The sequence below is a fragment of the Azospirillum sp. B510 genome (assembly GCF_000010725.1).
Taxonomy (GTDB): Bacteria; Pseudomonadota; Alphaproteobacteria; order Azospirillales; family Azospirillaceae; genus Azospirillum; species Azospirillum lipoferum_B.
In genome coordinates, this window is the sequence record NC_013854.1 from 356,926 (window position 1) to 376,828 (window position 19,903).

Genomic DNA, 19,903 nt, shown 5'->3' on the forward strand with positions numbered 1-19,903 from the left:
CGCATGCGGGGCTTTTCGGACCGGCTCAGTGCCGGGTGCGGGCCGGGGTGATGTAGACGCCGTCCCAGTCGACGCCGAACAGGGCGTCGTCGCCGGCCTCCTCCACCAGATCGTCATATTCGCCGGCCTCGATCAGGCCGAAGATCGAGGCGGTGCCGGAGGCGTCGAGGTCGCAGGTCACGACATGGCCGCCGACCTCGACCGAGGTGAAGAAGACTTCCGGCAGCTCCATGCTGTCCAGGTCGGCGGTGACGGCCACTTCGATCTCGTGGATGCTGCGGGCCGACAGCGACACGCGCAGCTTGGCCGCCTGGGAGGCCCAGACGATCCGCTTGACGTGAGCCGGCTCCTTCATCTCGGCGGCGCCTGGCGCCTCGTCGCCTTGGCCGGCCATGGCAATCATCCGGGAAACCAGGGTCGAGGTGCTGCCAGGTGCGCGCATGAAAGCCTCCGCTCGTGTGATGGGCCAAGATTTGCGCGCCGGCGGTTAACGGGGCCTTAAGCCGGCACCGGGGCTAAAGCCTTACCACCCATGCGGTATGACATAGCTGATCGGATTGGGATGATTTCGAAGGCGTTCTCAGGGGCTGGCCAGAGCCGCGGCGACTCCCGCCGCGATCCGCGCGTTGTTGCGGATCAGCGCGATGTTGGCGGTCAGGCTGCGTCCGCCGGTGAGGCGCTCCAGCGCCGCCAGCAGATGGGGGGTGATGTCCTTCCCCTTGATTTTCCTGGACTCCGCGTCGGCCAGCGCCTGGGTGACGGCGGCCTCCATGAGGTCGGCGTCCAGCGCGTCGGCGGCGGGGACCGGGTTGGCCAGCAGGACGCCGCCCTCCAGCCCAAGCCGCCATTTCGCCCGCAGGATGTCCGCCACCTGCCGCACGTCGTCACAGCGCTGATCGATGGGCAGGCCGCTGCGCCGGCTGTAGAAGGCGGGAAATTCGTCGGTGCCGAATCCCAGGACCGGCACGCCGCGCGTCTCCAGCACCTCCAGCGTCTTGGGCAGGTCGAGAATCGATTTGGCCCCGGCGCAGACGACGCAGACCGAGGTCCGCGCCAGCTCGTCGAGGTCGGCCGAGATGTCGAAGCTGGTCTCCGCCCCGCGATGGACGCCGCCGATGCCGCCGGTGGCGAAGACCGCTATTCCGGCCAGCCGCGCGCCGATCATCGTCGCCGCCACGGTGGTGGCGCCGAGCGCCCCGGTGGCGAGGGCGATGGGCAGGTCGCGCCGGCTCAGCTTGCGCGCCTTGGCGCCGGCGGTCGCCAGCCGCTCCAGCGCCTCGTCGTCCAGCCCGACGCGGATGCGCCCATCCATCACCGCGATGGTGGCGGGGACGGCGCCGGCGGCCCGCACCTCCGCCTCCAGCGCGCGGGCGGTCTCCAGATTGCGCGGATGGGGCATGCCGTGGGAGATCACCGTCGATTCCAGCGCCACCACCGGGCGTCCGGCGGCCAGCGCGTCGGCGATCTCGGGTGTCGGCAGCAGGATCGGGTTCATGCGCTGTGTCTCCGCTGGGTGGCGCCCTATATTAGGACCCATGTCCGCCGCACTCCAATCCAAACCCGACCGTCCCCATCCCGACAGGTGGATCAAGGTCCTGCCGGAGGGACTTTATGTCGAGCCCGGCGGCTTCTTCATCGACCCGGTGCGCCCGGTGGAGCGCGCCATCGTCACCCATGGCCATTCCGACCATGCCCGGCCCGGCAACCGCCATGTGCTGGCGACACCGGGCACGCTCGCCATCATGCGCCAGCGGATGGGCGAGGCGGCGGGCGGCGGCCTGCAACCGCTGGAGTATGGCGAGGGGCTGAGGATCGGCGAGGTCCGGGTCCGGCTGGTCCCCGCCGGCCATGTGCTGGGCAGCGCCCAGGTGGTGCTGGAGCATGGCGGGTGGCGCGTCGTGGTGTCGGGCGACTACAAGCGGCGGTTCGACCGGACCTGCGCCGCCTTCGAGCCGGTGCCCTGCGACGTCTTCGTCACCGAGGCGACCTTCGGCCTGCCGGTGTTCCGCCATCCCCCCGATCTGGAGGAGGTGGGGAAGCTGCTGCGTTCGATGGCGCTGTTCCCGGAGCGCAGCCATGTCGTCGGCGTCTATGCGCTGGGCAAATGCCAGCGGCTGATCACGCTGCTGCGGGCGGCGGGCTATGATCGGCCGATCTGGCTGCATGGCGCGCTGGAGCCGCTTTGCCGGCTCTACCGCGAGTTCGGCGTCGCGCTGGGGGAGTTGCGGCCGGCGACGGCGGCGGCGAAGGAGGCGTTGAAGGGCGCCCTGGTGCTGGCCCCGCCGGCGGCGGTGGCCGACCGCTGGGCGCGGCGGCTGGCCGATCCGGTGGTGGCGATGGCGTCCGGCTGGATGCGGGTGCGCCAGCGCGCCCGCCAGCGCGGGGTGGAGCTGCCGCTGATCATCTCCGACCACGCCGACTGGGACGAGCTGTGCCGGACGCTGGAGGATGTCGGCGCGCCGGAGGTCTGGGTCACCCATGGCCGGGAGGAGGCGCTGGTCCATCACGCCACCAGCCGCGGCATCCATGCCCGCGCCCTGGCGCTGATCGGCTTCGAGGACGAGGATGCGGACGGGCTTCCGGCTGGGGCCGCCGGGGGAGAGGCGTCGTGAACCGCTTCGCCGCGCTGATCGACGCGCTGGTCTTCATGCCGTCGCGCAGCGGCAAGATCCGTCTGCTGGTCGATCATTTCGCCAGCGCGCCGGACCCGGAGCGCGGCTGGGCGCTGGCGGCGCTGACCGGCGCCCTGAGCTTCCGCGAGGCCAAGCCGGCCGCCATCCGCGAGTTGGCGGCGGCGCGGGTCGATCCGGTGCTGCTGGCGCTGTCCTATGATTATGTCGGCGATCTGGCCGAGACGGTGGCGCTGATCTGGCCGGAACGGCCCAACCCTGCCAACAGCCCGCCGCCCGGCCCATCCCCCGGCCTGGACGAGGTGGTCGAGGGCTTGCGGGCGGCCAGGCGCGGGCAGGTGATGGGGCTGGTGGAGGGGTGGCTCGACACGCTCGATCCGTCGGGGCGCTTCGCCCTGCTGAAGCTGATCACCGGGGCGCTGCGCATCGGCGTGTCGGCGCGGCTCGCCAAGACGGCGCTGGCGGAATGGGGCAGGGCGGCGCGGCCGGAGGTCGGCGTCGATGACGTCGAGGAGGTCTGGCACGGGCTGACCGCCCCCTATCCCGAGCTGTTCGCCTGGCTGGAGGGGCGGGCCGAGCGTCCGGCGACCGGGGCCGGCGCCGGTTTCCGCCCGATGATGCTGTCCCACCCGCTGGAGGAGGAGGACCGCGCGGGACTCGACCCCGCCGCCTATGCCGCGGAATGGAAATGGGACGGCATCCGCGTGCAGCTGGTGGCGCGCGGTGGCGAACGGCGGCTCTACAGCCGCACCGGCGACGACGTGTCGGGCGCCTTTCCCGACATCGTCGATCACATGAGCTTCGACGCCGTGCTCGACGGTGAGCTGCTGGTGGCGCGCGACGGGGTGGTGGCCCCCTTCAACGACTTGCAGCAGCGCCTCAACCGCAAGAGCGTGACGGCGCGGATGCTGCGCGACGGGCCGGCCTGGGTCCGGCTCTACGACATCCTGTTCGACGGCGAGGAGGATCTGCGCGGCCTGTCCTTCGTCGAGCGCCGCGCCCGGCTGGAACGCTGGTTCGAGACGGTGCGGCCACGGCGGATGGATCTGTCGCCGCTGGTGCCCTTCGCCGGCTGGGACGAGCTGGCGGGCTTGCGCGAGGGCGCGCGGGAGAACGGCATCGAGGGGCTGATGCTGAAGCGCCGCGACAGCGCCTATCTGGCCGGGCGGCCCAAGGGGCCGTGGTTCAAGTGGAAGCGCGGGGCGCTGACGCTCGACACCGTGATGATGTACGCCCAGCGCGGCCACGGGAAGCGGTCGAGCTATTATTCCGACTACACCTTCGGCGTCTGGCGCGGCGAGGAGCTGGTGCCGGTCGGCAAGGCCTATTCCGGCTTCACCGACGCCGAGCTGATCGAGCTGGACCGCTGGGTGCGCACTCATACCACCCGCCGCTACGGCCCGGTGCGCGAGGTGGAGGCCGGGCTGGTGCTGGAGGTCGCCTTCGACAGCGTCCATCCCTCCACCCGGCACAAGAGCGGGCTTGCCATGCGCTTTCCCCGCATCCACCGCATCCGCTGGGACAAGCCGGCCACCGAGGCCGACCGGCTGGAGACGCTGGCGGCGCTGGTGGCGGGGTAGAGGCGGGGGGACGGGGCAGGGGGACCTTCAGCCTTCCTGCCCGCCGCCCTGATGCCGCCGGTAAGAGCTGTCGAACGCGGCCAACAGCTCGCCATACTCCGTGGCGACGGACAGGTCCGGGGCCGACGATCGGGTCTTGGCGGAGGGACGGAACAGGACCCCGCGCGTCGCCCGTCGCAACATCTCCACATCGTTCAGCGCATCCCCGACCGCGAAGGCGAACCCCCCGGAGCGTGGAAACAGATCGTAGCAGAGATGTTTGCCCCTGAAGCCGTTCCACGGGTCGCAGCCGGCGATCATCCCGTCGCCGTCGATCAGGAAGCGGTGGCAGATGATCCGGTCCAGATCGAAGCGGCCCACAAGGTCGCTGTTCATCGGCCCGAACGAATCGGAAACCAGCACCACCGTTCCCCGTCGCTTGAGGTCCCGCACGAAATCGATCGCCCCCGGCAACGGGGCGAGCCGGCGCAACTCCGTCAGGATCGGCTGGATGCCAATCCCGCCTTGCCGCAGAGCCGCGATCCGCTTGTCCATGAGGGCGACATAGTCCGGCGTCTCCCGCGTCGTCTCGCGCAGGGCGGGGAGAGCGAAGCGGTCGGCGAGGAAGGGCCACATTTCAGGAACGAGCACCCCTTCGAGATCCACGAAGGCGGTGGAGGGGACGGGGGTCGTCATCCGATGCTCCCGCCCTGTTCGAAGGCCAGAAGCAGGATGCCGAAGGTCGTGAGGATCGCACCGATCGCGACGTTGAAGATACGCTGCCGCCGCATGACGAAGGCGCGGACCTCGGGCCGGGACAGCCAGATGGACACGAGGGAGAACCACAGGAAATGCGACAACGAGATGAACAGGCCCCAGGCGAACTGCTGGGAGACCGGTGTCTCGCGGCCGATGACCTGGCTGTAGAGGCTGATCACGAAGATGGAGGTCTTCGGGTTGAGCCCGTTGGTCAGCACGCCGGTGAAAATCCCCCTGGCACCCGACCTTCCGGCGTGACCGGCCGACTCCCCGGCGGCGCCGGCCGCTCCGATCGCCCCGGTCGCGACAACACGGCTGAGCGCCGTCGAAGCCCCCATATAGATCAGATATGCCGTACCGAGCAGCTTGATGACGTCAAGCGCCTCGGGAAAGACCTTCTGGATGATCGCGATGCCGAAGATCGCATAGGCGATGTGGAACCAGCACGCCATCGCGATGCCCACGCTGACCGCCAGTCCCGCCCGCCGGCCATAGAGGCAGCTGTTGCGGGATACCATCGCGAAGTCGGCGCCGGGACTGAGGACGGCGAGCCATACGATCGATACAATGAGAACGGCCTGCTCCATATATGCCTCCTGGACGTTGAGATCGCCCAGCCGCCCGACATCGCCGGCACGGCCGGGTTTCCCCGTTTCACTTTCTGCGGAAGGTGAGGACCAGCACGTCGCGATGGCCGGGTTCGTTGGGGTTGAGACGCATGATCGGCGTCACGCCATGCGCAACCCGTTCGTCATTGACGTCGGCTTGCCGCCGTCACCGACGGCGTCGATGCGGAATTGATGGGCCTTGACATGCCGGTGCCCCGGGAAAACCGCTTGCCTTTGAGCAAAGGAATATCTTTATCGGCTGTATTTCTGCGGGTGGAAGATAAAAAATGGCCGGATTTTTGCTGATTATATCGGTTATTGCGCTGGTATGCATCTCTGTTCCCCAGTTTGGTCTTGTTGCCGCTTCTGTGGTTGGCGTAAATATGGGAACATATCGTGCTGATCATTTAAATCGACTTCATCTCACCTGTTTCCATGAGGAAAAGTCACAAGATGAGTGATCGACCCAATGTCCGGACACGCCTGCCGCAGCTCGGCGCTTTGAGGGTGTTCGAATCGGCCGCTCGCCACGGAAGCCTGACCCGCGCCGCCGAGGAGCTGCATGTCACGCATGGCGCCGTCAGCAAGCAGATCAAGAATCTTGAGCTGGAGCTTGGCGAGGACCTGTTCCTCCGTCGCAATCGCGGGGTGTTCCTGACCGAACGGGGACGGTCTTTGGCGGAAAGGTTGGGCATGATCTTCACGGAGCTGGAGGAGACACTTGTCGGCTTCCGCAGGAAGGGTCCGGATCAGCCTCTCGTCGTCTCGTGCGAGCCGACCTTGTGCCTGAAATTTCTCATTCCCAGTCTCGGCGACCTTTTGAAGGATACCGGGATGGAGGTGCGGGTGCTCGCGGCGGGGGGGAGCATCGATTTCAGGCGTGACCATATCGATCTCGCCATCCGACGGAACGACTTCGCCATCGATGGCTCCATCCATTCGACGATCATCTGCGACGAGGTGATGGGGCCGGTCTGCAAGGCCGGGATGTTGACGGCGGCCGATGCCGGAACCGGACGGTTCAAACTTCCAGCCCTTCACACCCGGACACGTCCCGATGCCTGGACGACATGGCGGCGGCTGAAACATCCTGCCGTGGACTGCGATTCGAACATCACCTACGAGCATTTCTATCTGGCGATCGAGGCCGCCATGGCCGGTCAGGGCATCGCGCTCGCATCACTTCATATGGTCCGCCGCGATATCGCCGCGAACCGGCTGAGCAGCCTCTGCGGGTTCTGGCCGGATGGCACCCATTACGTCGTCCTGTCGGAACGTCCGATCGAACAGGATGAAAGGGCCGTCCGTTTCGTGGGCTGGCTGTCCAAGGCGATGAATGACACTCTGGCCGACGGTGTGGCGGGCGGCCTCAGCGCAGCGGCGCCGTCACCACGGTGACGGAGGTCTCGGCCACGCTGCCGGCGACATCCACCGCGGTGCCGGCCATGCTGGCGGTGGCGCCGGCGACCCCGGTGACGACGCCGCAGCCGGTCAGCGGACCGCCCATCAGCAACAGGGCGACCAGTGGAAGCAGGCGGCGGGACATGGCGTCCTCCAGAGGATAGGGCTGGCCCGAGGCGGACCTCGACGGGATTGCAGCACGCAAATCCGACCGAAAGGTTAATTCGGGTATTTGACGCAAGTGTTGCGGAAGTTCCGATTGTGATCTGCGGCTTTCCATACAATGAGAAATAGTTAATCGTTTGGCTCGTGTCCGAAAAAGCGTGGTATGCCACAGGAAAAACAGCATGGCTGCCATGAGGAACCGGCCATTATCCAGCGGTGTTTCCGCGTGGCGGCAGTCAATTCCACTCCCATATCAGGCCTGCCGACCGAGGCGAACCATCTCCAATCCATTGATTGGTTGGGAAAGACACCGATGCGTGACGGATCCTTCGCTGATCTCATCGCCCCCTATGACCGGGTGGCTCTCGTCCTACAGGGCGGCGGCGCGCTCGGCGCCTATCAGGCCGGCGTCGTCGAAGGGCTGTTCCAGCACGACATCCATCCGACCTGGGTGGCCGGCGTGTCGATCGGCGCCATCAACGCGGCGCTGATCGCCGGCAATCCGCCGGACCGGCGCTGCGCCGCCCTGACCGAATTCTGGACCCGCGTCGCCCCGCCCTCGCCCTGGGAACATGCGGAGGCGTTGTGGCGGCAGCTCGATCCCGACGGCCCGTCGATCGCCATCCTCAACCAGTGGAGCGCCTGGCGGACGGCGCTGTCCGGCCAGCCCGGCTTCTTCCGCCCGCGGCCGCCGGTGGAATGGGCGGCGGCCGGTCCCTATGCCGGGCCGACCAGCGTCTATGACACCGGGCCGCTGAAGCGGACGCTGGAGGATCTGATCGATTTCGAGCGGATCAACCGCGGCGACATCCGGCTGTCGCTGGGGGCGGTCAATGTGCGGACCGGCAATTCGATCTATTTCGACACCGAGACCCACCGGATCGGACCCGAGCATGTGATGGCGAGCGGCGCCCTGCCGCCCGGCTTCGCCCCGGTCGAGATCGACGGCGAGTTCTACTGGGACGGCGGGCTGGTCTCCAACACGCCGCTCGACCATGTGCTGGAGGATCAGCCGCGCCGGGACACGCTGGTTTTCCAGGTCGATCTGTGGAGCGCCAGCGGACAGGTGCCGCGCGGCATGTCGGAGGTGCTGGAGCGCCAGAAGGACATCACCTATTCCAGCCGCACCCGCTTCAACACCGACAAGGCGACCTACGAGCAGACCCTGCGCAACCAGCTGGTCACCCTGCTCGACCGACTGCCCGACCATCTCAGCGACACGCCGGAGGCGAGGGCCCTGCGGCAGGCCGCCTGCGGGGCGGCGATCAACATCATCCACCTGATCTACCGCCGCAAAAGCTACGAGCGCGACAGCAAGGATTACGAATTCTCCAACGCCGGCATGCGGGAGCATTGGCAGACCGGTCTCAACGACACGCTGGCCACGCTCGCCCATCCGGACTGGCTGGCGGTGCCGTCGCGGCTGGACGGTCCCGTCACCCATGATGTGCGGCGCGACGACGCCCGGCCGTCCTGACCCCTGCGGCATCACCGACAACAGCCACCCCAACCGACATCGCAACCGATAAGGAGCCGACCCATGCGTTTGCAGGACAAAGTCGCCGTCATCACCGGTGCGGCGAGCGGGATCGGTCTGGAGATCGCCCGGACCTTCGCCCGCGAGGGCGCGCTGGTCGTCATCGCCGACCTCAACCAGGCCGGCGCCGACGCGGCCGCCGCCAGCCTCGACCCCACCGGGAAACGGGCGCTCGGCGTCGCCATGAATGTGACCGACGAGGCCCAGGTCGATGCCGGCATGGCCCGCGCCGTCGCCGCCTTCGGCCGGATCGACATATTGGTCAGCAATGCCGGCATCCAGACCGTGGCGCCGGTCGAGCAGTTCGAATTCGCCAAGTGGAGGCAGCTTCTGTCCATCCATCTGGACGGCGCCTTCCTGACCACGCGCGCCGCCCTGCGGACCATGTACGCGCAGGGAGGCGGCAGCATCATCTATATGGGATCGGTGCATTCCAAGGAGGCGTCGGCGCTGAAGGCGCCCTACGTCACCGCCAAGCACGGGCTGATCGGCCTCGCCAAGGTGGTCGCCAAGGAGGGGGCGGCGCATGGCGTGCGCGCCAACGTCATCTGTCCCGGCTTCGTCCGCACCCCGCTGGTCGAAAAGCAGATCCCGGAGCAGGCCAAGGAACTCGGCATCTCCGAAGAGGCGGTGGTGAAGACGGTCATGTTGAAGGAGACCGTCGACGGCGAGTTCACGACGGTCGAGGACGTCGCCGAGGCCGCGCTGTTCTTCGCGTCCTTCGGCTCCAACGCGCTGACCGGCCAGTCCCTGGTGGTCAGCCACGGCTGGTTCATGCAATAGGCGGCATCGAAAGCCGCCGGAACGGAAAAGGCGCCGGGTCGCCATCGGCCCAGCGCCTTTTCCGCTTTTCCGGCCTTGGCTCAGCCCAGATTGTGCTTGGCCACCACGGCGGCGAAATCATCGCCGAAATGCTCGCCGACGCGGATGACGGAGACGCCCTGGGGGATTTCCTGCAACGACGGATGGTCGAGGTTCAGCGAGGTCAGCAGCGCCATCGGCACATGGTGGGTCACGCTCATGGCGCGCAGCCCGCGGATCAGGTCGAGACCCGACAGCCCGTCCATCACCATCGAGGCGATGACCATGTCCGGCGGCACACGCACCGCGAGGCTGATCGACTCGATGGGGTCGGTCACCGTCATGGTGCGGAAGCCGCAGGCCGCCAGTTCCCCGCCCAGCTTCTTGGCGACCACCTTGGACGGGGTGACCAGCATGATCTCGACGTTGTGGACCTCGACGTCGGTGACCTGGAACTCGTAGCGCACCGGCAGGGCGCGGATGATCCGGTTGGTCTCGGCCAGCAGCGGCTGCTCGGCGCGGTCGACCAGCTCGGCGATGCGGTCGATGAAGATCTGGGCGTCGATCAGCTGCTTCTCGTCCAGCCGCTTCAGGCCGCTGAGGTAATCCTCCAGACGGTGGGCGACCAGGCTGACGGTGGGATAGCCGAAGCTGGTGCCCATGCCCCTGAAATTATTGGCGGCCAGCCGCAGGACGCCGATGGTCTCGGCATCGTTGCGCAGGCCCTTCACGCGATCGGCGAGCGTGACGTTCATCATCTCCAGCCGATCGCGCGCGTCGTCGACGAACTCCATGCGCAGGCGGTCTTCGAGATCGTCGGTCGACAGGTACGAGGCCATGGAGCGGTTTCCGGCTGGGGAAAGGGGTACTCCGAATGTACAGCAAATCCACGTGCCGAAACAGTCGCGGCGCGCCCCTATGAAAAAGGACGCGCCGCCGTTAAGGCTTTCCTGCGCAGCCGGGGTCAAAGCCGGGCGAGCAGCCCCTGGAACCAGGCCAGACGATCCTCGGCCTGGGCGATGTCCTGGTCCAGCCAGGAGGCGAAATGGCCGTCGCTGCCGACATCCGCCCGCTTCAGGTCGCCCAGCCGGGCCAGTTCGGTCTCGCAAAGGGCGACGAGATTGTCGATCTGGTCGCGCTGCGACTCGATGTCGAGCAGATGCAGGAAGCGCAGCTTCAGCCCGATCACCAGCTTGTTCAGCCCGTCGGCCGACGGTGCGCGGACATTGGCGCGCATCAGCGTGTCGAACTCCGCCCGGCCGGAGTCGGTCGGCCCGAGCAGGGCGTTGTCCTCCATGCCGCTGCCGTCGAGCGCCTCGATCAGCCCTTCGTAGCGCAGCATCTCCAGCGAGGTGCCCATCAGGTCCAGCGACGGTCCCATGATGCGGTCGAGGAAATGACGCACGGCACCGGCCAGATCGGCATAGCGCAACGGCCCGCCCTGGATCAGGGTGCCCAGGACGACGAGGCGCACAGCCTCCTTCGGCATCAGCGAGTTGTCACGGTACATGGCGAACCCCCTGGGCGATGCCCCGGAAAGACGGAATGAGCGGCATGGCCACGCCCGGTCCGCAGTACAAAAACTGCGAACCGGTCGCAACGCTATCCCCAAATTAGGGATGCGCGCCCCGTCTGTCCAGAGGGCAAAATGTCCGTACCGCCAAAGGGGGTTTCCGGTTCCGCCTCGGGCGGACCCGCCCGAGGCTATCGTCAGGCGGCGAGCCGCAGGTCCAGCCGGCTCCACACATCCAGCAGCGCATCGACCAGCATGCCCATCTGGGCGTCGGTGTGCAGCGGGGTCGGGGTGAAGCGCAGCCGCTCCGCCCCGCGCGGGACGGTGGGGTAGTTGATCGGCTGGACGTAGATGCTGTGACGCTCCAGCAGCTCGTCCGAGGCGCGCTTGCAGCGGTGGGCGTCGCCGACCATCAGCGGCACGATGTGGCTGACCGACGGCATCACCGGCAGGCCGGCATCGGCGAACATCCGCTTCAGCGTGGCGGCGCGTTCCTGGTGCTGGGTCCGTTCGGTCTGGCTGTGCTTCAGGTGGCGGATGGAGGCGAGCGCCCCGGCCGCCAGCACCGGCGACAGCGAGGTCGAAAAGATGAAGCCGGCGGCGAAGCTGCGGATGCAGTCGATCAGCGCGCCGGAGCCGGTGATGTAGCCGCCCTGCACGCCGAAGGCCTTGCCCAGCGTGCCCTCGATGATGGTCAACCGGTCCATGACGCCGTCGCGCTCGGCCACGCCGGCGCCGCGGGCGCCATACATGCCGACGGCATGGACCTCGTCGAGATAGGTCATGGCGCCATGCTTGTCGGCGATGTCGCAGAAATCATGGATGGGGGCGATGTCGCCGTCCATCGAATAGACGCTCTCGAACGCAACCACCTTGGGCCGGCCGGGGGCGATGCCCGACAGCAGCTCGTCCAGATGCTTGGGATCGTTGTGGCGGAAGATGTGCTTCTCCGCGCCGGAGTTGCGGATGCCGGTGATCATCGAATTGTGGTTCAGCGCGTCCGACAGGATCACGCAATTGGGCAGGATCTTGCCCAGCGTCGTCAGCGTCGCGTCGTTCGACACGTAGCCCGAGGTGAAGAGCAGCGCCGCTTCCTTGTGATGCAGGTCGGCCAGTTCGCGTTCCAGCAGCACATGGTAATGGTTGTTGCCGGAGATGTTGCGGGTGCCGCCGGCGCCGGCACCGACCCCGTCCAGCGCGTCGTGCATCGCCTTCAGCACGTCCGGGTGCTGGCCCATGCCGAGATAGTCGTTGGAACACCAGACCGTGACCGGACGCTCGCGCCCTTGGGAATCGCGGAAGGTCGCCGTCGGGAAATTGCCCGCATGGCGTTCCAGATTGGCGAACACCCGGTAGCGGCCGTCCTGCTTCAGGGTCGCAATCTGGTTGCGGAAGAAAGTCTCGTAATCCATCGCGCGTTTCCGTTCGCGTTCGTCCACAAGGGTCGCTGCACCGGTCGAAGCCAGAGGCGGAACCTATCCGTTTGGCGCATCGAAGAGGATGGCATGATCATTGCCGACATGCCAACCGGCATTGATCGAAATCAAGCCGCCGCCGCATGGGACCTTCGCACAAGTGGCGGGCTGCCCTGTCCCGCGGACGGCGCATGCCGGCATCCCGCCCGCCACCCGCCCAAACCGCGACTCCGGTCGTGGAATCGATGGCGGGAATCCTCCCTGGTTGCGATTTGTCTCAATTGATCTGTTGAAAGGGGAAAATTCTCATTGTCATCATCTCCTGCGCGCGGAGAGTCGGCGGGGAGGGCCAAGATGGCGAAGCGGATCGTCCTGTGTTTCGATGGAACCTGGAACAAGCCGGGCAGCGGCAACCGGCCCGATCAGGACAACGAGGCGTCGACCAACGTCTGGAAATTCTACAAATCGATTCTCGAGAACGCCCCCGACGGCACGGCGCAGCTCCCCTTCTATGATTCCGGCGTCGGCACCGACGAGAAGGGCGGCTTCCTCCATGACTGGTTCGACAAGGTCTTCGGCGGCGCCTTCGGCCTGGGGATCGACAAGAAGATCAAGGACGGCTACCGCTTCCTCGCCGCGAACTACAGGGATGGCGACCATGTCTTCATCCTGGGCTTCTCGCGCGGCGCCTACACCGCCCGCAGCCTCGTCGGGCTGATCCGCAATGCCGGCCTGCTGCCGGCGGACAGGCTGGATCAGACCGATGCCGCCTATGCCCTTTACCGCAAGCGCGACGAGGGCCCGGATGTCGAGGAGGCGAAACAGTTCCGCGCCACCCATGGCTCGGCGCTGATCCCCATCCATTTCCTCGGCGTCTGGGACACGGTGGGGGCGCTGGGGGTGCCGCTCGGCCTTTTCGAGCATCTTGACGAGGAGCTTTACGGCTTCCACGACACCGCGCTCACCAGCCTGGTGCGCAACGCCTTCCAGGCGCTGGCGATCGACGAGCATCGCAAGCCCTTCGCCGCCAACCTGTGGGATCCGCGGGAAAAGCCGGCGCAGCGGATGGAGCAGCGCTGGTTCGCCGGCTGCCATTCCAACGTCGGCGGCGGCTATGACGACGACAGGCTGTCGGACATCACGCTGAAATGGATGATGGACCACGCCATGGCCTGCGGGCTGGCCATCGACCCGATCTGGGTGCCGGACGTGACGCCCGGCAACGCGCTGGGCGTTATCGTCGATTCCTACGCCCGCTTCCTCGACGGGGTCGGCGAGCTGGTGGAGCCGCGCCATTACCGGCCGGTCTGCGTCCTGCCCTTCAGCGAGGAGAACCTGCACGACTCGGTGCCGCGCCGCGCCGCCGCCGACCCCGGCTATGCGCCGCCCAACATCGGCTACCGCAAGGCGCTGGTGCAGTTCGGCGCGGCGCCCGCGCCGCAGCCGGCTCCGGCCGCCGCCGGCTGACGGCGGGGGCCCGACGCGAAACGGGGCGGAGCCGTCCTCCGGCATCCGCCCCGTTCCATGTCGGTCCCGGCAATGCTTGCCTGGCAACCCTTACTTGGTGCCGAACATGCGGTCGCCGGCGTCGCCCAGGCCGGGGACGATGTAGGCGTCCTCGTTCAGGTGGCTGTCCAGCGCCGCGGTGAAGACCTTCACATCCGGGTGCGCCTCGTGGAAGCGGCGCACGCCCTCGGGTGCCGCGACGAGCGCCATGAAGCGGATGTTGTGGTCGTCCACCCCATGGCGGTTCAGCACGTCGCAGGCATGGGCGGCGGAATTGCCGGTCGCCAGCATCGGGTCGACGACGATGAACAGCCGCCCTTCGGCCGGCGGCAGCTTCACCAGATACTCGTGCGGCTGCTTGGTGTCATGGTCGCGGTAGAGGCCGATGTGCCCCTCGCGCGCCGACGGCACCAGCTCCAGCAGTCCGGCCGACATGCCGAGCCCGGCGCGCAGCACCGGCACCACCGCCAGTTTCTTGCCCAGGATCACCGGCGCGTCCATCGGTTGCAGCGGCGTCTCGATGCGCTCGGTGGTCAACGGGATGTCGCGCGTCAGCTCATAGCCCATCAGCAGCGAGATCTCGCGCAGAAGCGTGCGGAACCCGCCGGTCGACCGCTCCTTGTTCCGCATGTGGGTCAGCTTATGCTGGATCAGCGGATGGTCGAGGATGAACAGGTTGGGAAATTCAGGCAGGGTGCGCATGGAATCCGGATCACGGCTGACGGTTGGGTTGGACCCGATCCTAGCGCGCCCGGGGGGGCGGGGCCAAGGGTCCAAGGAACCCGGACCGGCGGCCGCGGTGTCCTACCCCCGCGCCACCTTCGCTACCACCTGCTTCGGGTCCGGACGGTCGATGCCGTAGCGGATCACGCGGTTGCGGCCGGAATTCTTGGCCTGATAGAGCGCGCGGTCGGCGCAGACCACCAGATCCTCGACGGTCAGGTCGGCCACCGCCTCCACCAGCCCGAACGACGCGGTGACCGGAATCATCCGCCCGTCCGGCAACACCACCGGCGAGCGCATCAGATCGACGCGCAGCCGCTCGATCACCGCATGGCCCTCGTCCAGCCCGGTCTCCTTCAGGCAGACCAGGAACTCCTCGCCGCCCATGCGGAAGGCCTCGTCGAAGCTGCGGACGCCGCGGCTGATGACGGCGGCGGTGGCGGCCAGCACCCGGTCGCCGATGTCGTGGCCATAGCTGTCGTTGATGCCCTTGAACTTGTCGATGTCGCACAGCGCGACGCAGAAGGGCTGGCCGGTGCGGCGGTAGCGGTTGTGCTCGCGCTCCAGCGCCTCGCCCATCCCGCGCCGCGTGCGCAGGCCGGTCAGCGGATCCAGCCCGGACGCGGCGGCGGCGAAGGCGCGCTCCATCCGGCGCAGATGCAGCATGAACTCCTCGAAGCGGCCGATCACCCCCTCGAATTCGGACTCGGTCGGCAGCTCGCCGCCGGACGCCTTCAACAGGATCAGCCGGGCCTGCCGGTGCATCTGCTCATGCAGGGTGACCAGCTTCTGCACCGCCGGCTGTTGCAGCACGTCGTCGCGGCTGGCGGCCTGGCACCAGGCGGCGAAGGACGCCGGCGCCGACGCCCATTCGCCGCCGCGGCCGTCGCGGTAGAAGACGGCGCGCTGCCACTGGCCGATCCAGCGCAGATGCTCGTCGAGCACGGCGCCGAGCGCCTCGGTCGTGGAGGGAGTGGTCGAATCGCTCATTGGCGCATCCTACCCGACGGCGCAGGGTTCCGCCATGCGATCAAGATAAGCCGAAGCATTCGTCTAAAACAGGGCGCGATCGCGACAAGGAGGTCTACATCGCGACAAGGAGGTCTACAGTGCCGCCACCGCCGTCAGGAAGGCGCTCACCAGCGCCGGATCCTTGTGGCCGGGGCGATCCTCGACGCCCGACGACACGTCGACCTCGGCGGCGCCGGTGATCCGCACCGCCTCGGCGACATTGTCCGCCGTCAGGCCGCCGGACAGCATCCAGGGGCGCGGCCAGCGCCGCCCGGCCAGGATCGTCCAGTCGAAGGCGATGCCGTTGCCGCCGGGCAGCGCCGACACCTTGGCCGGCGGCTTGGCGTCGAACAGCAGCCGGTCGGCGACCTCCGCCGCCGCCATCGCCGCGGCCAGATCCTCCGGCCCGCCGATCTTCACCGCCTTCATCACCGGCAGGGCGTAGCGGGCCTTGATCTCGGCGATGCGGCGCGGGGTCTCGCCGCCATGCAGCTGGATCAGGTCGAGCGGCACCTGCCCGGTGACATGCTCCAGGAACTCGTCGTCGGGATCGACGAACAGCCCGACGGAGCGCACGCCGGTCGGCAGCAGCCGCGCCAGTTCCGCCGCCATCGGCGGGGCGATGGCGCGCGGGCTGCGCGGATAGAAGACGAAGCCGACATAGCGCGCCCCGCCGGCGACGGCGGCGCGCAGGCTTTCCGGCTCGCCCAGCCCGCAGATCTTGGCGGCGACGCTCATGCGGCCCCTCGGGAGCTGGCGTCAATCTCGGCGGCGATGCGGCGGGCGGCGGCGGCCGGATCGGGTTCGGCGGTGATCGGGCGGCCGATGACCAGATGGTCGGCGCCGGCGGCCAGCGCCTCCGCCGGGGTCATGAAGCGCTTCTGGTCGTTGGTGGCGGCCCAGGCCGGGCGGATGCCGGGCACCATCAGGATGAAGTCGGGACCGCAGGCGGCGCGCACCAGCGCCACCTCGGCCGGCGAGCAGACGATGCCGTCCACCCCCGACGCCTTGGCCAGTTTCGCCAGCCGCACCACCTGCTCGGCCACCGGCTGCGACTGGCCGACCGCCGCCAGATCGCCCTCGTCCAGGCTGGTCAGCACGGTGACGGCCAGGATCTTCGGCCGGTCGGCCCCGGATGTCGCCGCCGTTTCCGCCGCCGCGCGCATCATCGCCGGCCCGCCGGAGCTGTGGATGGTCATGAAGGCCGGCTTCAGCGGCAGCGCCGCGCGCACGCCGCCGGCCACCGTGTTGGGGATGTCGTGCAGCTTGAGGTCGAGGAACAGCGGCGGGCCATCCTCGCCCACCACGGCGCGGACGCCGGCCGGGCCCTGGGCGATGAAGAATTCCAGCCCCAGCTTGATGCCGCCGACGGCCCCGGCCACCTGCCCGGCGATGCGGCGGGCGGCGTCGATCTCGGTGGTGTCGATGGAGCAATAGAGGCGCGAGGCTGGCGCGGTCATGGGAAGGCGGTCTCCAGAACCCGGATGAGGATGGTCCGGCACCCTAGATCGGATCGCGCGAAAGCGGAATCGATTTGAAGCGTGACGCCGATCGCCTGACGTAAAGCCGGCGCCGGCTTCACCCCTCTTGCCCAGCCGTCCAGCGCTCCAGCGCGGCGAACAGGCCGGCGGCGGCGGCGCAGGCGGCGGCGAGGGCCGCCGGCTCCGCGAGCTCGTCCTCCAGCCGCAGCGTCAACGTCCTCCAGGCCCCGGCCATGTCCAGCCCGTCCGAGGCGAGGAAGCGGGCGCCGCGCCGGGCGTCGAAGCCCAGCGCGCGGGTGATGCCCGGCAGCATCGCCCGCCCGCCATGGGCCGATCCGTCCAGCACATAGCGCGCCGCCAGCCGCGCTGGCGCGCCGTCCAGCGGCGGCAGGTCCGTCATCTCCGCCAGCCCGCCGGGATCGATGCCGAGGACCCGCAGATCCTCGCGCAGCAGCGCCAGCCGCGCCGTGCCCACCTCTCCCCGGACGGTCGCGAGCGTCCGCTCCACCGGCGCGTTGAAGCCGTGGAGCACCGCCAGGGCGCGGCCATACTGATCGGCGGTGATGTCCGGCCGGACCAGCGGCCGCAACACCGCCGCCTTGTCGAGCCGGTCATGCGTTTCCCGCGTCGCGGCGCGCAGCGCCTGCCGTGCCGGTCCCATGATCGGTGCCATGATCCTCGGCCCCCGTTCCGGTCAGGTCGGCGCCAGCACGCCGGGCAGCGGCCCGCGACCGTCCGGGGGACCGTCCGGGAGGTCTTGCGCCGGGTCTTCTTCCACCGGGCTTTCCGTCGCCGCCCGGCTGGTTTCCTGCTGCCGGGTCCACAGGGCGGCGTAGGCGCCGCGGGCGGCCAGAAGATCGGCATGGCGGCCGCGCTCGATCACCCGGCCGGCCTCCAGCACCAGGATCTCGTCGGCGTCGATCACGGTGGACAGGCGATGCGCGATCACCAGCGTGGTGCGGCCGCGGCTGACCTCGCGCAGATTGGCCTGGATTTCACGCTCGGTGTGGGTGTCGAGCGCGCTGGTCGCCTCGTCGAACAGCAGGATCGCCGGGTCCTTCAGGATGGTGCGGGCGATGGCGACGCGCTGCTTCTCGCCGCCGGACAGCTTCAGCCCGCGCTCGCCCACCGTGGTCTGATAGCCGTCGGGCAGCGCCATGACGAAATCATGGATGTGGGCCAGCCGGGCCGCCCGCTCCACCTCCGCCGGGCTGGCGCCGGGGCGGCCATAGGCGATGTTGTAGAAGACGGTGTCGTTGAACAGGACGGTGTCCTGCGGGACGATGCCGATGGATGCCCGCAGCGAGGCCTGGGTGACAGTGCGGATGTCCTGCCCGTCGATCAGCACCCGCCCGCCCTTGACGTCGTAGAAGCGGAACAGCAGCCGGCTGATGGTCGATTTGCCGGCGCCCGACGGGCCGACGATGGCGACCGTCCGTCCGGCCGGCACGGTGAAGCTGACATCCCTCAGGATCGGCCGGCGCGGGTCATAGCCGAACTCCACCCCCTCGAAGCGCAGTTCCGCGCCCTCGACCGCCAGCGGCCGGGCATCGGGGGCGTCGGCCACCTCGCGGTCCACCGCCAGCAGGGTGACCATCGATTCGATGTCGATCAGCGACTGCTTGATCTCGCGATAGACCACGCCGAAGAAGTTCAGCGGCTGGTAGAGCTGCAACAGATAGGTGTTCACCAGCACGAAGTCGCCCAGCGACATGCCGCCGTCGACGATGCCCTTGGCCGCCATGCCCATCACCACCGCCAGCCCCAGCGAGATGATCGCCGACTGGCCGACATTCAGCAGCGACAGGCTCTGCTGGCTGCGCACCGCCGCCTGTTCATAGCTTTGCAGCGCGTCGTCATAGCGGCGGGCCTCATGCTCCTCGTTGCCGAAATACTTGACCGTCTCGTAATTCAGCAGGCTGTCGATCGCCTTGGTGTTGGCCTTGCTGTCGGTGTCGTTCATATGGCGGCGGAACTTGATGCGCCATTCCGACAGGAAGAAGGTGTAGAGGATGTAGCCCATCACCGTGACGAAGGTGGCGAGCGCGAACCAGACGCTGAACAGCCTCCACAGGATGGCGCAGACCAGCGTGATCTCCACCAGCGTCGGCCCGATCGAGAACAGGGTGTAGCGCAGAAGCGCTTCGATGGCCCGCGTTCCCCGTTCCAGCGAGCGGGTCAGGCCGCCGGTCTGGCGTTCCAGGTGGAAGCGCAGCGACAGCGCGTGCAGATGCCGGAACACCGACAGCGCCACCTTGCGGATGGTGCGCTGCGCCACCGTGGCGAAAACGGCGTCGCGCAACTCGGCGAAGAGCAGCGAGGTGACGCGGGCGAGACCATATGCGACGATAAGTCCCAGGGGGATGGCGACCGCCGCCGGCGCGGTTCCCGATCCGGGGGTCAGCGCATCCACCGCATGCTTGTAGAAGATCGGCACATAGACGTTGGCGACCTTGGCGCCGACCAGCAGCAGCATCGCCACCACCACCCGCACCCGTGTCTCAAGGGACTCTCGCGGCCAGATATAGGGCGCCAGCGAACGGATCGCGGCGCGCAGGTCGCCGGACGGACGGCTGAAGGCATTGGTGCCGGAGGTCTGCGGAAGGCTGCGGCGCATCGGTTTTTTCGCTGGTCCCTGTAGTTTCGCGGGAAACCGACCCCTTGGGCATGGGCCGGAAAACGGCTCCGTCCCGAAAGCCGTCCCGGAAATCGCTGCACAGGCGACCTAACCTAGGGACCGGTGCGGCATCGTCAAAGCCCCGCGGCCCGGGCAGGGCGTTATTTTGACGCGGCC

General features: G+C 68.1%; 22 protein-coding genes. 6 read left to right on the forward strand and 16 right to left on the reverse strand.

What is annotated here, in order from left to right; all coding sequences use genetic code 11:
- Positions 1 to 25: 25 nt before the first annotated feature.
- Positions 26 to 442: a hypothetical protein gene (locus tag AZL_RS01650; protein ID WP_012972935.1), complete on the reverse strand. Its 417-nt coding sequence runs from the start codon at positions 440 to 442 to the stop codon at positions 26 to 28.
- A gap of 138 nt (positions 443 to 580) precedes the next feature.
- Complete coding sequence (locus AZL_RS01655) at positions 581 to 1,495, reverse strand: pseudouridine-5'-phosphate glycosidase (protein WP_012972936.1); 915 nt, start codon at positions 1,493 to 1,495, stop codon at positions 581 to 583.
- Between the two features lie 40 nt (positions 1,496 to 1,535).
- On the opposite strand from AZL_RS01655, the gene AZL_RS01660 reads away from it, so the two are divergent.
- Entirely contained in the window at positions 1,536 to 2,612 is a 1,077-nt protein-coding gene (locus tag AZL_RS01660) for a ligase-associated DNA damage response exonuclease (protein WP_012972937.1), read from the forward strand.
- Positions 2,609 to 4,210, forward strand: a complete 1,602-nt coding sequence (locus AZL_RS01665) for a cisplatin damage response ATP-dependent DNA ligase (protein WP_012972938.1) — start codon at positions 2,609 to 2,611, stop codon at positions 4,208 to 4,210. Before AZL_RS01660 ends, AZL_RS01665 begins: the two co-directional genes overlap by 4 nt.
- 27 nt (positions 4,211 to 4,237) lie before the next feature.
- On the opposite strand, the gene thrH is transcribed toward AZL_RS01665, so the two are convergent.
- The 4 genes from thrH to AZL_RS36495 all read right to left on the reverse strand — a co-directional run bounded on the left by thrH (position 4,238) and on the right by AZL_RS36495 (position 5,963).
- Positions 4,238 to 4,885, reverse strand: coding sequence for a bifunctional phosphoserine phosphatase/homoserine phosphotransferase ThrH (gene thrH / locus AZL_RS01670; protein WP_012972939.1), 648 nt, complete (start codon positions 4,883 to 4,885; stop codon positions 4,238 to 4,240).
- Complete coding sequence (locus AZL_RS01675) at positions 4,882 to 5,535, reverse strand: LysE family translocator (RefSeq protein ID WP_012972940.1); 654 nt, start codon at positions 5,533 to 5,535, stop codon at positions 4,882 to 4,884. The genes thrH and AZL_RS01675 overlap by 4 nt, the downstream gene beginning before the upstream one ends.
- Before the next feature lie 67 nt (positions 5,536 to 5,602).
- Positions 5,603 to 5,668: a hypothetical protein gene (locus tag AZL_RS36555; RefSeq protein ID WP_086935380.1), complete on the reverse strand. Its 66-nt coding sequence runs from the start codon at positions 5,666 to 5,668 to the stop codon at positions 5,603 to 5,605.
- 31 nt (positions 5,669 to 5,699) lie between these two features.
- Positions 5,700 to 5,963: a hypothetical protein gene (locus AZL_RS36495; RefSeq protein WP_162470989.1), complete on the reverse strand. Its 264-nt coding sequence runs from the start codon at positions 5,961 to 5,963 to the stop codon at positions 5,700 to 5,702.
- A gap of 46 nt (positions 5,964 to 6,009) precedes the next feature.
- Here AZL_RS36495 and AZL_RS01680 point away from each other — a divergent pair, with 46 nt between their 5' ends.
- Positions 6,010 to 6,954, forward strand: a complete 945-nt coding sequence (locus tag AZL_RS01680) for a LysR family transcriptional regulator (RefSeq protein ID WP_012972941.1) — start codon at positions 6,010 to 6,012, stop codon at positions 6,952 to 6,954.
- Here the strand turns inward: AZL_RS01680 and AZL_RS36190 are convergent.
- On the reverse strand, positions 6,926 to 7,102 hold the full coding sequence (locus AZL_RS36190) for a hypothetical protein (protein ID WP_158305954.1): 177 nt from the start codon (positions 7,100 to 7,102) through the stop codon (positions 6,926 to 6,928). The genes AZL_RS01680 and AZL_RS36190 overlap by 29 nt on opposite strands.
- Before the next feature lie 333 nt (positions 7,103 to 7,435).
- On the opposite strand from AZL_RS36190, the gene AZL_RS01685 reads away from it, so the two are divergent.
- Together AZL_RS01685 and AZL_RS01690 are read left to right on the forward strand one after the other, a co-directional pair.
- Entirely contained in the window at positions 7,436 to 8,599 is a 1,164-nt protein-coding gene (locus tag AZL_RS01685; protein ID WP_042442336.1) for a patatin-like phospholipase family protein, read from the forward strand.
- A gap of 63 nt (positions 8,600 to 8,662) precedes the next feature.
- Positions 8,663 to 9,442: a 3-hydroxybutyrate dehydrogenase gene (locus AZL_RS01690; protein ID WP_012972944.1), complete on the forward strand. Its 780-nt coding sequence runs from the start codon at positions 8,663 to 8,665 to the stop codon at positions 9,440 to 9,442.
- A gap of 80 nt (positions 9,443 to 9,522) precedes the next feature.
- Here AZL_RS01690 and AZL_RS01695 read toward each other — a convergent pair whose 3' ends face one another.
- The 3 genes from AZL_RS01695 to hemA all read right to left on the reverse strand — a co-directional run bounded on the left by AZL_RS01695 (position 9,523) and on the right by hemA (position 12,385).
- The gene (locus AZL_RS01695; protein WP_012972945.1) at positions 9,523 to 10,299 is read right to left on the reverse strand and encodes an Hpt domain-containing protein; all 777 of its coding nucleotides are present in this window, start codon (positions 10,297 to 10,299) and stop codon (positions 9,523 to 9,525) included.
- A 125-nt stretch (positions 10,300 to 10,424) separates the two neighbouring features.
- Positions 10,425 to 10,970 (reverse strand): hypothetical protein, encoded by a 546-nt coding sequence (locus AZL_RS01700; protein ID WP_012972946.1) that lies wholly within the window; start codon positions 10,968 to 10,970, stop codon positions 10,425 to 10,427.
- A 200-nt stretch (positions 10,971 to 11,170) separates the two neighbouring features.
- Positions 11,171 to 12,385 (reverse strand): 5-aminolevulinate synthase, encoded by a 1,215-nt coding sequence (gene hemA / locus AZL_RS01705; protein ID WP_012972947.1) that lies wholly within the window; start codon positions 12,383 to 12,385, stop codon positions 11,171 to 11,173.
- A 357-nt stretch (positions 12,386 to 12,742) separates the two neighbouring features.
- Here hemA and AZL_RS01710 point away from each other — a divergent pair, with 357 nt between their 5' ends.
- The gene (locus AZL_RS01710) at positions 12,743 to 13,855 is read left to right on the forward strand and encodes a DUF2235 domain-containing protein (RefSeq protein WP_012972948.1); all 1,113 of its coding nucleotides are present in this window, start codon (positions 12,743 to 12,745) and stop codon (positions 13,853 to 13,855) included.
- A gap of 90 nt (positions 13,856 to 13,945) precedes the next feature.
- On the opposite strand, the gene upp is transcribed toward AZL_RS01710, so the two are convergent.
- The 6 genes from upp to AZL_RS01740 all read right to left on the reverse strand — a co-directional run bounded on the left by upp (position 13,946) and on the right by AZL_RS01740 (position 19,726).
- A complete protein-coding gene (gene upp, locus AZL_RS01715; RefSeq protein WP_012972949.1) occupies positions 13,946 to 14,596 on the reverse strand; it encodes a uracil phosphoribosyltransferase in 651 nt (216 codons plus the stop codon).
- Between the two features lie 102 nt (positions 14,597 to 14,698).
- On the reverse strand, positions 14,699 to 15,607 hold the full coding sequence (locus tag AZL_RS01720; RefSeq protein WP_012972950.1) for a diguanylate cyclase: 909 nt from the start codon (positions 15,605 to 15,607) through the stop codon (positions 14,699 to 14,701).
- Positions 15,608 to 15,721: 114 nt separating this feature from the next.
- Positions 15,722 to 16,366 (reverse strand): phosphoribosylanthranilate isomerase, encoded by a 645-nt coding sequence (locus AZL_RS01725; protein WP_012972951.1) that lies wholly within the window; start codon positions 16,364 to 16,366, stop codon positions 15,722 to 15,724.
- Positions 16,363 to 17,088 (reverse strand): orotidine-5'-phosphate decarboxylase, encoded by a 726-nt coding sequence (gene pyrF, locus AZL_RS01730; RefSeq protein ID WP_042442339.1) that lies wholly within the window; start codon positions 17,086 to 17,088, stop codon positions 16,363 to 16,365. Before pyrF ends, AZL_RS01725 begins: the two co-directional genes overlap by 4 nt.
- A gap of 118 nt (positions 17,089 to 17,206) precedes the next feature.
- Positions 17,207 to 17,782 (reverse strand): biliverdin-producing heme oxygenase, encoded by a 576-nt coding sequence (locus AZL_RS01735; RefSeq protein ID WP_012972953.1) that lies wholly within the window; start codon positions 17,780 to 17,782, stop codon positions 17,207 to 17,209.
- Between the two features lie 21 nt (positions 17,783 to 17,803).
- Complete coding sequence (locus AZL_RS01740; protein WP_012972954.1) at positions 17,804 to 19,726, reverse strand: ABCB family ABC transporter ATP-binding protein/permease; 1,923 nt, start codon at positions 19,724 to 19,726, stop codon at positions 17,804 to 17,806.
- Positions 19,727 to 19,903: the final 177 nt, after the last annotated feature.